We start from the raw sequence: 13,220 nt of genomic DNA on the forward strand, positions 1-13,220 counted from the left end.
AGTAACGAACCCCTCCACAAAATATCCATTTGGGAAGACCTTGTTAATGTCGACAAGCGTCTCAAGATCATCACCAAGCACTTTTGCTTTGGATATGTCGACTTTCACTTCAAAGGTTACCGATTTTTTCGCTGGTACGGTTATTTTGTTTGTATCTTTATTATTGATTTTGATTGAAGCGTCCTTAATTTCCTGGGCTTCCAACTGATGAGCGGAATAGCCGAGTTGACCTTGGATGGCGTAGTCCGTTTGAATATTTCCTTTTACATCATATTTGACTGCTTTGTTGCTGAAATTCTCGACCTTCAAGCTAAAAGCAAACGTATTGCCTACCTCTTTCATGGCTACCTTCGCTTCTTTCGTGAATGCCTCCGTCACGACGGCTGGCGTGGACAATGCTGAATGAAGCTGCATGACTCCAGCTCCCTGCCTGCGTGGCGAATAAGGATTTTCCCAACCAAGTGCCTTGTTGACGACCCCTTGATCCTTCACTGGTCTTGACGTGTTCATCATCAGGTTTTTAGCCAAATTGGTTCGGGCATGTCCTGTTAATTTAAAGTCTTTATCCACTCTTTCCAGAACAAGGGCAGAGCCGCCGGAAACATGTGGTGCCGCCATCGAGGTACCACTCATCATCCCATATTCATCATTGTTCAACGTCGAGTATATCTGCCCGCCTGGAGCAGTGATTTCTGGCTTGAAGTCCAAATTCGGTGCAACGCCCCATGAACTGAATGCGCTCATTTTTCCCGCTTCCGGGTTTGCCGATTTTGTTTTATCGCCATTGAAGCTGACCTTAACCTTTTCTCCAGCAGTTATGGCCGTTTTCAGCTTAGCTCCATCTGATTTCAGCATGAACAGCTGGGGAATCGTGATGCTTGCGTCTGTCTGCATCGAAATGTACCCATCGGCATTATTAAAAATAATTACGCCTGCAGCCCCTGCTGCCTGGGCATTCTTAGCCTTATCGATAAAAGAAAGCGTGCCGCGCTCGATGAGGGCAAACTTGCCTTTCACATCAACTTTCGCAAGCTCCTCTGGCGACCCGATTCCTGCAGCAACCAAGTCATACGTTTTTTCCTTTAACGCATTCGGATGTACGCTTGATGCCGACATGAACGGAGCCTTGCCTTCTTGTCCGTTAATATTAAAGGTCACCGCATCCAAATCCATAAAGTTATTCTCGACGGATGCCACTTGGACCGAGTCATAAGCAACACCAGGTGAACCTGATACGCCAATATCGGGGTTGGAGGCTGATGGATTGGCAAATCCATTACCGAAGTGAGCCGAGTTTCCTGCCGAGATCGACATGAGAATCCCGTTATCTACAGCTCTCGATACCGCCTGTTGCTCGGGATCGTCCTCTGATACAAAGCCTGCAGTCGAGCCAAGGCTCATATTCAGTACATCCGCCCCTAATATGATGGCATCGTCAATTGCCTTGATATAAATATCGCCCCATGTCGTCTTCATGGCAGGATCATTTCCGAATACCTTCAAAGCAAGCAGCTGGGCTTCTGGAGCAACCCCTTTAATACCGCCGTGCTCTTCATCTCCATTGGCGCCAGCCGTTCCTGCGACATGCATCCCATGCATCGAGGCACCTTCACCAAGATCAAGTATTTCTTCATTTTCATCCATGTAGTTATATCCATATGGAACTTTAGGAGTAAAGTAGTTGCCTAATAGATGGCTTGACTTCTTCATCCCCTTTACTTCACTTTCACTCAGCTCTGCCTTATTATCATCGTTCAGGACCATATCGCGGTGTGATGGATCAATTCCCGTATCGATGATCCCAATGACCATTCCTTCTCCTTTATAACCATATTCCCGCCAAGCTTCCTGGGCTTGGACAAGTTCTTTACTATAAATCATATCGGGCTTTTCCACTGGCCGCTCATATTCGTTCGCAATATGTACTTCAGCAACTTCAGGCATGGCCTCGACCTTTTTGATTTCACCATATTGAATCTCACCGCTGAACCCGTTGACTACTGTCGTAAAGCTCTCAAGTTCCTTGAACGCGATTTTCTTCTCTTTCACCTTGTTTTTCAATTTCTTCTGGTTAGCCAGCTTTTCGGATTTTAATTGTTGTTTCTTGCTTTTCGATAACTGTTTAAACAGCTTGCCTTCCTTGGAAGCTATCTCAATCGCGGGCGCTTCCTTCATCTCTACGATGACCCTGACCTTCTCGTCACTTTTATAATTCTTTCCGATATCATCTTTCTTCAACTTCAGGATACTTTGCTGATTCTTCTTCCCTTCACCAGAGCCGCTCGGTGAATTCGGAAGCTTGGCTGCGGAAACGCTTGCAGTAAATACTAATAGAAAGATTGCTAGAATGGACAAGCTGCGTTTAATCAATGAACTTTTCCTCCTCTAAAATCATCAATATTTGGAATTTTCTTACTGTATATAAAAATATCACAACTTTTGGGGTGATTTTAAGAGATAATAGTCACTATTTTCCTATTTAAAACTAGTATATTGTCATTAATTTTTCATATTTTAATAGATTTACACTATGAACGACAAAAAGATGGTGATGTTGGAACTAACATCACCCTTTCATCGCTAATTTTTCATTCGTGGATCCAAAGCATCGCGAAGGCCATCGCCCATTAGATTGAAGCCGAGGACCGTAAGCATGATCGCCAGTCCGGGAAAAAGGACCGTCCACGGGGCCTGAATGATGAAGGATCTAGAATCGGCCAGCATTTTCCCCCACTCTGGCGCTGGCGGCTGTGCCCCTAGACCGAGGAAGCCGAGTGCTGCACACTCAATGATGGCCGTGGCAATCGCCAAGGTCCCTTGCACGATGATCGGCGCAAGGCTATTCGGTAGGACGTGATGCAGGAGGATCCGGCCATCTCCCATCCCAATGGCCTTTGCAGCCGTAACGTACTCTTCTTCTTTCACCGTTAACACCCGTGAGCGTAAAAGCCGCCCGAATATCGGGACATTGACGATGGCAATGGCAATTAGCGCATTACGAAGGGAAGGTCCCAAAACCGCTACTACGGCAATGGCAAGCAAGATACTGGGAAACGCCAAAATGATATCAAAGATCCTTGAAATGATCGTATCCATCCATTTTCCATAATAGCCGGCGATGATTCCAAGGAAGGATCCGACCACGACGGATCCGGCTACAGATAAAAAGCCGACTCCGATTGATATCCGGGAGCCATAAATGACCCGGCTTAAAATATCACGGCCGAATTCATCCGTTCCAAACCAATGTTCTGCAGATGGCGCCAAATGTTTATCACTTAGCTTTTGCCCCTCAAATGAATATGGTGCAATGAGGGGAGCGAAGATGGCGATCAAGATGAAAAATAAAACGATACCCAGACCGACCAGGGCCACCTTGTTCTTCTTAAAGCTCTTCCACCCTTCCTTCCAGGGAGAGATGACTTGATCCCCTGCCTCTTTATGAGGAAGGATTGGCGAAGTATTCGTTGCTATTTCAGGCATGAGTTTCCCTCCCTATTTATACTTGATCCTAGGATCGATCGCTGCATACAACAAGTCCACAATTAGATTGATCATGACAAACAAAAAGGCGATGACAAGAATCCCGGACTGGATGACCGGATAATCCCGGGATAGGATTGCATCATAAATATATGTACCGATACCTGGCCAGCCAAAAATGTTTTCCGTTAAAATGGCCCCGCCCAACAGCAATCCTGTCTGCAGGCCGATGACCGTCACTACAGGAATCAAGGCATTTTTCAAGGAGTGCTTGTAAACGACCCAAAACATCCTCATTCCCTTGGCACGGGCGGTGCGGATGAAATCCGACCTCATCACTTCAAGCATGGATGAACGTGTCATCCTTGCGATGATCGCCATTGGAATCGTTGCAAGCGCCAATCCCGGTAAAATAAGATGCCTGATCACTTCAAAAAACTGATCAATCCTGCCATTCATGAGTGTATCAATCAAGTAAAGGCCGGTTATGGCCTCGACGGGATCCCTGATATTATCCCGGCCCGTCGTCGGAAGCAAGTCCCATTGAATGGAAATGATGTATTGCTCCATCAATCCAAGCCAGAAGATCGGCATGGACAAGCCAACCAACGCAATCACCATTGCCACATAGTCAAACCATGAATTTTGGAACCAAGCTGAGATGATTCCGGCATTCACCCCAATGACGACAGCGATGATCATCGCAATCAATGCCAACTCTATCGTAGCCATTAAATAGGGCCCAATTTCCTCGGAAACGGGACTATTCGTTTTTAGCGATATACCGAGGTCACCTTGGACCAACCCTGATAAATAATCCCAAAATTGAACGAACCAAGGTTTATCCAGGCCAAGTTGCTTGGTCATGGCCGCAACAGCCTCTTCTGTTGCTTGCTGCCCAAGAATCACTTGTGCCGGATTACCTGGAATCGCCCGAATCATCATGAATACAATAAATGCCATTCCGAGCAGTACTGGAATGAGAGATCCTAAACGTCGTACGGTATAGGAAAACATGACAATCTCCCTCCTTTAGCATAAGGGTCCTTTGAGCGCCCTCAATTCTTTTGAAATGCATTCCATAACAAAACCGGGAAGCATGCAAAACTACATACTACCCGGTTCTTACGGTTAATTTTCTAAAGAAACGTTAATAAGGGATTGAGAACCAGTTGGATGTGGAACAAACCCTTTGACTGTTTTCGATCCGGCTAGCTGCGGTAATGAGTGGACAAGCGGAACCCACGGGGCATCATCATGGATGATTTCCTGGGCTTTGCCATATAACTCATTTCGCTTGGCTTCATCTGCCGTGGACTGTGCCTCGATCAATAGATCATGCACTTCATCATTTGCATAACGGGAATAATTGTTCGAGCCGATATTATCTTTATCCAATAAGGCATAAAGGAAGTTATCTGCATCGCCATTATCGCCTGTCCAGCCTAGCATGAAGGATTGAGCCTCACCAGCCTGCACTTTCTCTAAATAGGCAGCCCATTCGTATGAAACGATATTTGCTTCGATGCCAACCTGCTTTAAGCTCGCTTGAATGGCCTCGGCCACTTTTTGGCCATCTGGCATATACGGGCGTGGTACCGGCATTGCCCATAGATCCATTTTGAATCCTTTTTCATAACCGGCCTTTTTCAGAAGTTCTTTCGCTTTTTCGACATTGTAATCATAGTCTTCAATGTTGTCATTGTACCCGGAAACGGATGGCGGCATTGGATTCTTTGCAGGCTCCGCTGTGCCTTCGAAAAAGTTATCGATGATTTCCTTTTTGTTGATCAAATGGGAGATGGCCTGACGTACTTCTTTCTTGTCGAAAGGCTTCTTCTCTACATTGAATCCAAAGTAACCGACATTCATGGATGGGCGTTCGAATAACTGCAGTTTGTCATCTCCTGTAACTTTGCTGATATCGCTTGGATTCAAGCCATCCATTAGATCGATTTCACCTTTGATTACAGCATTTAAACGCGCAGAGTTATCTTTAATGACCTTAAACGTGATTCCATCAAGTTTTGGCAGACCTTTTTGCCAATAGTCATCGTTTTTCACCACTTCGATCGTATCGCCTGGCTTCCAAGACTTAAATTTGAAAGGGCCTGTTCCAGAAGGGTTCTTCGTGAAGCTGTCGCCCTCTTTTTCCAAACCAGCCGGACTGGCAATGGCAAATGTAGGCATCGCCAGGTTTTTCAGGAAAGGTGCCTGAGGGCGGTTCAATGTGAATTCCACCGTATTGGCATCGACGGCCTTCACTTCCTTGATGACATGACCTTCATCACCTTCAAATCCGCCGAACATGGAGGCATAGTAAGCAAATTTCCCTTCATCCTTGCTTTGTGACCAACGTTGAAAGTTTTTCACGACCGCATCTGCATTGAAATCCGAACCATCATGAAACTTGATGCCGGTTTTCAATTTGAATGTATAGGTCTTTGCGTCATCAGACACATCCCAAGATTCGGCAAGACCAGGTTTTATCTCTGTATTGTCTTCCCCGTATTTTACGAGCGTTTCAAAGATTTGCTGAGTGACGATGAATGACTCGCCATCGGTTACGATAGCTGGGTCAAGACCGACCGCATCCCCGCCTTTACCATAAATCAATGTACCGCCTTTCGCTTGATCCGATCCCCCTTTGCCGTTCTCTTTCGATGTGGACGAGGAGCATCCAGCAAGCGCCAGTGAAAGAGCCAGGATACAAGTCAACAATAAAGCTAATGTTCTCTTCATTTTCTTCCCCCTTATTTTTCGAGAATTTATGTATACGCCGTCATGTCAGTTATATAAATGACAAGCAACGTAGTGACCAGGTTTATGTTCATGCAAGATTGGCTTTTCCGATTTGCATTCCAGCATCGCTTTGGGGCACCTCGTATGGAACGGACAGCCGCTTGGAGGGTTAGAAGGACTTGGAACATCGCCCTGCAGGATCATCCTATCTCCCTTGTACTCCACATCGGGAATCGGCACCGCCGATAATAAAGCCTGTGTATACGGATGAAGGGGATCCTCATACAATTCCTCGCTCTCCGTCAATTCGACTATATGTCCCAGATACATGACACCGACACGGTCAGAGATATGCCTCACGACGCCAAGATCATGGGCAATGAAAAGATACGTCAAATCAAAATCTTCCTGCAAATCCTGCAGGAGGTTCAAGACCTGCGCCTGAATGGACACGTCCAGTGCGGATACCGGCTCATCGGCGATGATCAGCTTTGGGTTAACGGCGAGTGCCCTCGCAATCCCGATGCGCTGCCGCTGGCCCCCACTGAATTGGTGCGGGTACCTTTTCGCATGGTAACCGCTTAAGCCGACAACCTTGAGCAGCTCCTGAACACGCGCCTTACGGACCTTTTTATCTTTTACGCCATGAACGATAAGCGGTTCTTCCAAGATCTTTTCAACGGTGTGTCTTGGATTGAGGGAAGCGAATGGATCCTGGAAGACCATCTGCATTTCACGGCGCATTTTTCTCATTTCCCGTGAGGATAAGGAAGTCAGGTCCTTCCCTTCGAAGTAGACGTTCCCCTCACTTGGCTCGAGCAATCGAAGCAATAGCCTTCCCGTCGTCGACTTCCCGCAACCGCTTTCACCTACAAGTCCCAAGGTTTCCCCTTTATATATGGAAAATGACAGGCCATCGACTGCCTTGACCTCGCCAACCGTCTTTCCTAGAACACCGCCTTTAATCGGAAAATGCTTCTTAAGGTTTTCCACCTTAACCAATGTTTGATTCATGCATGGCTGCTCCTTTCCCATCTTCATACAGCCAGCAACGGACTTGCTGACCATCGCCAAAATCCAATAGAGACGGGGTCTCATTCACACATTGCTCCATGGCATGGGAGCAGCGCGGCGCAAACTGGCATCCAAGATTGCTTGTCCCAGGTTTTGGGACATTGCCGGGAATCGAGTAAAGGCGCTCTTTCTTTATTCGCATATCCGGTATCGACTGAAGCAGTCCGACGGTATAAGGGTGCCTTGGATTTTGGAAAATCGTTTGCACATTCCCTTCCTCTATGACCTTGCCGGCATACATGACAATGACACGTTCACACATCTGCGCCACAACCCCAAGGTCATGGGTGATCATCATGATGGCCGTATCGGTTTCTTTATTCAAGTTCTTCATTAACTCAAGGATTTGTGCTTGAATCGTCACGTCCAACGCCGTTGTCGGCTCATCCGCTATAAGAAGTTTCGGCTCACAGATCATGGCCATGGCAATCATGACCCTCTGTCTCATCCCTCCCGAAAGCTGATGGGGATATTCATTGATCAATTCTTCGGCACGGCCAAGCCCAACCAGCTTCAGCATTTCAACAGCCCTAAGCCTGGCCTGTTTTTTGCTCCACTTTTTATGTATCCGGAGCGTCTCCACCAGCTGGTCGCCAATAGTGAACACAGGATTCAGGCTTGTCATCGGTTCCTGGAATATCATCGCTATGTCATTCCCGCGAATCTTTCTCATTTTCGCTTCAGAGGCATTCGCGATATTCTCCCCTTTAAAAAGGATTTCTCCTTCGACCTTGCCAGTCGGCGAAGAAACCAGTCCCATGATGGACAAAGAAGTTACGCTTTTTCCGCATCCCGATTCCCCTACAATCCCTAACACCTCACCGGGATTGACGTGAAAATCGATTGAATTCACAACAGGAATGACACCATCGTCCGTACGAAAACTGGTTCGCAGCCCATTCACCTTTATAATCGGTTCGACCATCAAATCACTTCCTATATATAACTTTTTTACCATTATATTATTTGGTTTATTATTGCATCAAAATTAAAATTTTACAATACGTTTTCTAAAAATTCTAATTTAACTGAATAATATTTTTATTTTCATGAAAAATGCGTATTTTGGCATAAAAAAAAGACTGCTTTTCGCAGTCACTAAAAGAGGGGGAATCAACTTACTTGATTCCAGGATGAGGTAAAACGGAGTATCGAGCGGGGAAAAGCTGTGTTAGCTATAGGGGGATCATCATAGGGGAGAGAGCTTGCCATCATCCTCAAGCATTGCGAAGTTTCTTTCTGTCACCTAAAAATCCTTCACCTTTTTCGAGGGCCGAAATCCTTTCCGCTAATTTTTCATTATGGTCATATAAATACTTGTTTTGTAATTCCATTCCAGTAAGCAACACTTTGACCTTTCGTAATTCATATTCATTATCCCAGTTTCTCACCTGCGCCCTTGCCACATAGCCAATTAAAATGCTAACGCGTTCTTCCAACCGCTTATTGTTCTGCACAATTTTATATAATGAAGCTTCTTTTCCATGGCACACCTTGCACTCTTCACTCATTTGCGCAACCTCCAAGTCTATAAGCCAATATGCTCGAAATCTTTTAGCTTCACTTCTTGCTGTTTAGGTCCCATGAATTGAACCATCTCTGCGACCACTTCAGTAACGTATATATTCCTGCCATCCTTGTTTTCGTAACTCCTCGTTTGTATCCTGCCCGTGACGCCGATCAGTGTCCCTTTTTTACAATACTGGGCAGTATTTTCAGCCGACTTTTTCCATATGATACATTGTACGAAGTCCGCTTCGTAATCACCAACCGTATTACGGAAGTTACGGTTGATCGCTAAAGTGACGTTGGAAACAGCCTTGCCGTCGGGGGTATATCTTAATACGGGATCCTTCGTAAGCCTGCCGACAAGGGTTACTTGGTTAATCATCTTGTCTTTTTCTCTCCCTCCCTTTAAGATGCTTTAATCATACTCGTTCTTCATTCAATAAAAAAATGGCGGAAATGATTTAATTTCAGCATTAACTTTCTTGAAAAGGATGTAAATCGAATAAAAATCTAATTATCCTGCTTAAAATAAGGAAATAACCAAATAGTTAACAAAATTAAATATTTTGCAAATTTTTATCCTATCGTTCATAATTTAGACAATTGCTGGGTTTTCATTTCATTAAGGAGCCGTCTTTTAGTATGATATAATTACCTTTATAAGGATTAATCGACATAGGTCATTTTGGATAGATTAAAAATTACGTATGAGAGGGGTATATACCGCTCTTTTGGCAAGAAACGGAGGAATTAGATGAAATCGTTTAAATTGATCTCGCTGCAAATTGTTACGGAGAATTTACACTTGATTGATATTGCATTAACAGACGGGCTGATAATAAATAAGGAAAACGATGCCAGAACCTGGCTGCTGGAAGCCTTTGTGGATGAAAACCACTTCAAGGAGCTTGAGCCATCGCTTCCAAATATAGACGGTGAGGTTTATATCCAGGCCGTCATTACAAAAAAAGATAATGAACCGGCTTTATTTCACACCGCCTTGCGTACGATAAGAAAGGTAGGTAACCATTATAGCCTCTTATTCGTCGGTCATATCCAGAAGACGCGCAGCAAATATGCAGAACTCCTGCTTGAAGATTTGGTCGAAAAAGGTCTGGTCGGTGATGAATTGATAAATGAATTCAAACAAAAAATCCGCTCGAAGCCTAAATTGGCAACGAATAAATAAAAAATTTGCCCCTCAACCCCCTAACCGAATATACACATAAAAAAGACTGACATAGATGAAAGGATATACATCCTTCTTCACTAGCCAGTCTTTTATCATTTTTTGCTATTACTTATTGTTATCTTTTTTATCATCTTTAATTAAGTCATCGTCGTCGTTATTCATGTCGGTATCATCTTTTTCCATCATACCGTCATCATCTTTATCCAGATCATTCACATCATTATCATTCATGTCGGTATCATCTGTGCCGCCGTCATTATCATTTACGCCATTGTTATCATCTTCCATGATGTTGTTGTCATCTTCTGGCGCGGGATTGTTATCATTATCATTCGTTCCACATCCGGCAAGGAACATTATGGATAATAAAGATCCCCCAATTAGTGCTAAAATTCTGCTCTTCATCATTTTTGGCAACCTCCCTTCTTTCTTAATCATTAGCTATTTTGCCCGAATGTGAAAATAACTTGCGTCCTATTTAAAATTTAAAAAGAAAATGTGCCAAAGTCGAAATCGATCATAAAAAAAAAGGCCGGACATAAAATGTCCGGCCTTCAAAGGGAGAATAAAAAAAGGGTCTGAATTTCAGTTTGCTTTCAAAAGCAAGCCGTTCTCTTTATTATATACACCGCCAAGTGGCCGCTTAAACCATCTTTAAAAAAAACGGTGGATGATTTATTTGTCACCAAAGGCAAACATGATTTCGGCTTCACATGCTACTTCGCCATCTACCGTTGCGACCGCTTTCCCCTTGCCCATCGATCCTCTCATCCGCACTATCTCAACTTCAAGACGCAGTTGATCGCCCGGTTTCACTTGCTTTTTAAAGCGACAACTATCGATTCCAGCAAAGAATGCAAGCCGTCCTTTATATTCTTCTTGCTTCAACACGGCTACAGCGCCGACCTGTGCCAAAGCTTCAACGATTAAAACCCCAGGCATGACTGGATAATCAGGAAAATGGCCATTGAAGAATTCTTCATTGGCAGAGACATTTTTCAATCCTACCGCCCGCTTCCCTTCATCTATTTCGATGATCCGATCCACCAATAAAAATGGATAGCGATGCGGGATGATTTCTTTTATTTGTGTAATATCAAGCATATTCGTTCCTCCTGCCAATTCATTTTATAAACATGACAAGGCTCGCCCCTGCCCTAGAAGGCGGTGCTGTGACCCAATAATTAAATCGGTTAACGCGTAATTTCCACCCCAAGAAAGGGAAAGTTACGCGTCCTTGTTCACTATGTCAATAATATGGGTCCATGTCGATTTTTGGAAAACATCCAGGGCATGCCCTCCCCCAATAACACTATAGCCTAAAAGCGCCCCTGATAATACAGCAATGAATATCAATCCAATAACAATTAGTAAACGAAGCCAAATTGGCAAAAGACGGACCTTGATCCTGCGCTCCGGTTTCGTTTCGACTTCATTTATCTCTTCTTCAATTTGTTGTCTCATTACACGATTTTGTTCCATATAGAATGTGAAAGCTCCTTTACCTAAAAAAACTCGCCGATTTATTTTCCCTTTGTTCCAGGAATTCGGCAACTATGCAAAATGATAGCCCCAAACGATTCTGTTTGTCATGAATCCATTATAACCGATTTGCTGTAAATCCGCAGGAAGGCATTTTAATTTCCAGATATCTTAACGGATACCATTGATCAATCCGTTCATTTGATCTGCCATCGTGATGGACCGGGATTGAAATTGATAGGATCGCTGAACATTGATCAAATCCGACATTTCCTTTGATAAATCGACATTGGAGGACTCGAGGGCACCTTGGCGGACGGCTATTTGATTTCGGGAATCACCTGTCAGTGCAGTCATGATATCGTCGACGGTTACATCAAGGCCATCGATATTTTCGGGCAGGCCAAGTAAATTTCCGCCTAGACGGTCAAGGAATTGCGGTTTCGTGACCGAGACGATGCCAAGTCCGAAGCTTTCACTTCCATATTCTTCTGTATTCACCGTCAGAACTCCATCTTCCGAAATCTTAATGTCTGTAATATTCCCGTCAATCAGGATGGGATCACCATTTTCATCAAGAACCTGATGCCCCGCAGATGTAACAAGCATCATTTGGTCCGGATCATTCGCGTTGGGAGATAAGTAAAATGCCCCATCCCGTGTTAGCCTTGTATTGACCCCTTTACCGTCCTGAACGCTCACAGTGAAGAATTGGTCTTCCTTGGTCAATGCAGCATCAAGGTTACGGTCGGTCGTTTTTATCGCTCCCTGTGAAAGCACCAATTGGGATTGGCTCAGCATCGCGCCTGTTCCCTGCCGAAGGCCCGGGGTTGTCAGCCTGCCTTTTTCCTTGGACTCATTCGGTTGATTATCGAAGCTCTGTGTCAATAAGTCATTGAAGCTCGTTTGGGTCTTTTTGTAGGCAGTCGTATCAACATTGGCGATATTATTGCTTATTTGATCGATTTTGCTTTGAAGCTGGTTCAGCGTATTTGCCGCTGTCATCATGGTCCGATTCATGAATATTCCCCTTACATGGTCAAATTTCCAGTGGCGTTTTTCTTCCTATGTTCACTTAAAGCCGGCCAACTTCATTGACCGCTTTATCCAAGCTTTTATCATAGGCTTGAAGGACCTTCTGACTGGATTCAAATGAGCGATATGCGGACATCATTTCCGTCATCGTCCTCGATTGATCGACATTTGAGCCCTCCAGGAAGCCTTGCTTGGTAGAAAATCCGCCATCTACGGCCGCATATGCGCTAGGTAATCCCTCATCATCCACAGCCTTATACAGGCCTTCCCCATCCTTCATCAGCTGTGAAGATGGATCATCTGAATAACCGATTCCCAGTCGTGCGGTTTGAACATTCCCCTCTAAAATGACACCGTCATCCGTAACGGTGAAACGGTCGCTCTCAAGCTTGATCCGTTCCTTATTTTCATTCAGGACATATTGACCTGAAGGAGTGGTTAAATATCCTTGCCCATTCAGGGTAAAACTGCCGTTACGCGTATAACGGAGGCCTCCATCCTCGTTCTGGACAGTAAAAAGCACGGAACCTTTCCGTCGATCTGCATTGATCGGCAGGTTCTCATCAGCCAAGGCCATATCGGTATGGAGTCCCGTTTCCTCCAATGTACCCTGGGTGAATAACGGGTTAGCCTCCTGTACGTAAACGCCGGTGCTAAGCCCCCCGACCTTGGAGAATCCAGGGATGGACAATTTATTTTCAGT

The 13,220-nt window shown here is 44.7% G+C and carries 14 protein-coding genes; 1 reads left to right on the forward strand and 13 read right to left on the reverse strand.

From position 1 onward, the window contains the following. From CVN76_RS32170 to ssb, 8 genes are all read right to left on the reverse strand, one after another. Positions 1-2,370, reverse strand: a 2,370-nt coding sequence (locus CVN76_RS32170) for a S8 family serine peptidase (protein ID WP_157805747.1), incomplete at its 3' end; no start/stop codon positions are given. 210 nt (positions 2,371-2,580) lie between these two features. Next, positions 2,581-3,483: an ABC transporter permease gene (locus CVN76_RS21530; protein WP_100532999.1), complete on the reverse strand. Its 903-nt coding sequence runs from the start codon at positions 3,481-3,483 to the stop codon at positions 2,581-2,583. Positions 3,484-3,495: 12 nt separating this feature from the next. Next, the gene (locus CVN76_RS21535; RefSeq protein ID WP_100533000.1) at positions 3,496-4,500 is read right to left on the reverse strand and encodes an ABC transporter permease; all 1,005 of its coding nucleotides are present in this window, start codon (positions 4,498-4,500) and stop codon (positions 3,496-3,498) included. Positions 4,501-4,614: 114 nt separating this feature from the next. Further along, positions 4,615-6,225, reverse strand: coding sequence for an ABC transporter substrate-binding protein (locus tag CVN76_RS21540; protein ID WP_100533001.1), 1,611 nt, complete (start codon positions 6,223-6,225; stop codon positions 4,615-4,617). 45 nt (positions 6,226-6,270) lie between these two features. Further along, positions 6,271-7,239 (reverse strand): ABC transporter ATP-binding protein, encoded by a 969-nt coding sequence (locus CVN76_RS21545; RefSeq protein ID WP_100533002.1) that lies wholly within the window; start codon positions 7,237-7,239, stop codon positions 6,271-6,273. Continuing rightward, positions 7,220-8,224: an ABC transporter ATP-binding protein gene (locus CVN76_RS21550; RefSeq protein WP_100533003.1), complete on the reverse strand. Its 1,005-nt coding sequence runs from the start codon at positions 8,222-8,224 to the stop codon at positions 7,220-7,222. The genes CVN76_RS21545 and CVN76_RS21550 overlap by 20 nt, the downstream gene beginning before the upstream one ends. A gap of 292 nt (positions 8,225-8,516) precedes the next feature. Then, the gene (locus tag CVN76_RS21555; RefSeq protein ID WP_100533004.1) at positions 8,517-8,810 is read right to left on the reverse strand and encodes a hypothetical protein; all 294 of its coding nucleotides are present in this window, start codon (positions 8,808-8,810) and stop codon (positions 8,517-8,519) included. Between the two features lie 17 nt (positions 8,811-8,827). Continuing rightward, complete coding sequence (ssb, locus tag CVN76_RS21560) at positions 8,828-9,190, reverse strand: single-stranded DNA-binding protein (RefSeq protein WP_100533005.1); 363 nt, start codon at positions 9,188-9,190, stop codon at positions 8,828-8,830. 372 nt (positions 9,191-9,562) lie between these two features. Between ssb and CVN76_RS21565 the strand changes: the two genes are divergently transcribed. Continuing rightward, a complete protein-coding gene (locus tag CVN76_RS21565; RefSeq protein ID WP_061141252.1) occupies positions 9,563-9,997 on the forward strand; it encodes a YwpF family protein in 435 nt (144 codons plus the stop codon). Between the two features lie 108 nt (positions 9,998-10,105). Here CVN76_RS21565 and CVN76_RS21570 read toward each other — a convergent pair whose 3' ends face one another. The 5 genes from CVN76_RS21570 to CVN76_RS21590 all read right to left on the reverse strand — a co-directional run. After that, the gene (locus CVN76_RS21570; protein ID WP_100533006.1) at positions 10,106-10,408 is read right to left on the reverse strand and encodes a hypothetical protein; all 303 of its coding nucleotides are present in this window, start codon (positions 10,406-10,408) and stop codon (positions 10,106-10,108) included. Between the two features lie 267 nt (positions 10,409-10,675). Continuing rightward, complete coding sequence (gene fabZ, locus CVN76_RS21575; RefSeq protein ID WP_061141254.1) at positions 10,676-11,104, reverse strand: 3-hydroxyacyl-ACP dehydratase FabZ; 429 nt, start codon at positions 11,102-11,104, stop codon at positions 10,676-10,678. A 123-nt stretch (positions 11,105-11,227) separates the two neighbouring features. Next, positions 11,228-11,482, reverse strand: a complete 255-nt coding sequence (locus tag CVN76_RS21580) for a DNA-directed RNA polymerase subunit beta (RefSeq protein WP_100533007.1) — start codon at positions 11,480-11,482, stop codon at positions 11,228-11,230. A gap of 171 nt (positions 11,483-11,653) precedes the next feature. After that, positions 11,654-12,502: a flagellar hook-basal body protein gene (locus tag CVN76_RS21585; RefSeq protein WP_100533008.1), complete on the reverse strand. Its 849-nt coding sequence runs from the start codon at positions 12,500-12,502 to the stop codon at positions 11,654-11,656. Positions 12,503-12,557: 55 nt separating this feature from the next. Continuing rightward, the coding region (locus CVN76_RS21590) for a flagellar hook-basal body protein (RefSeq protein ID WP_157805748.1) at positions 12,558-13,220 on the reverse strand (663 nt) is incomplete at its 5' end.

This window comes from Bacillus sp. mrc49, from assembly GCF_002803435.1.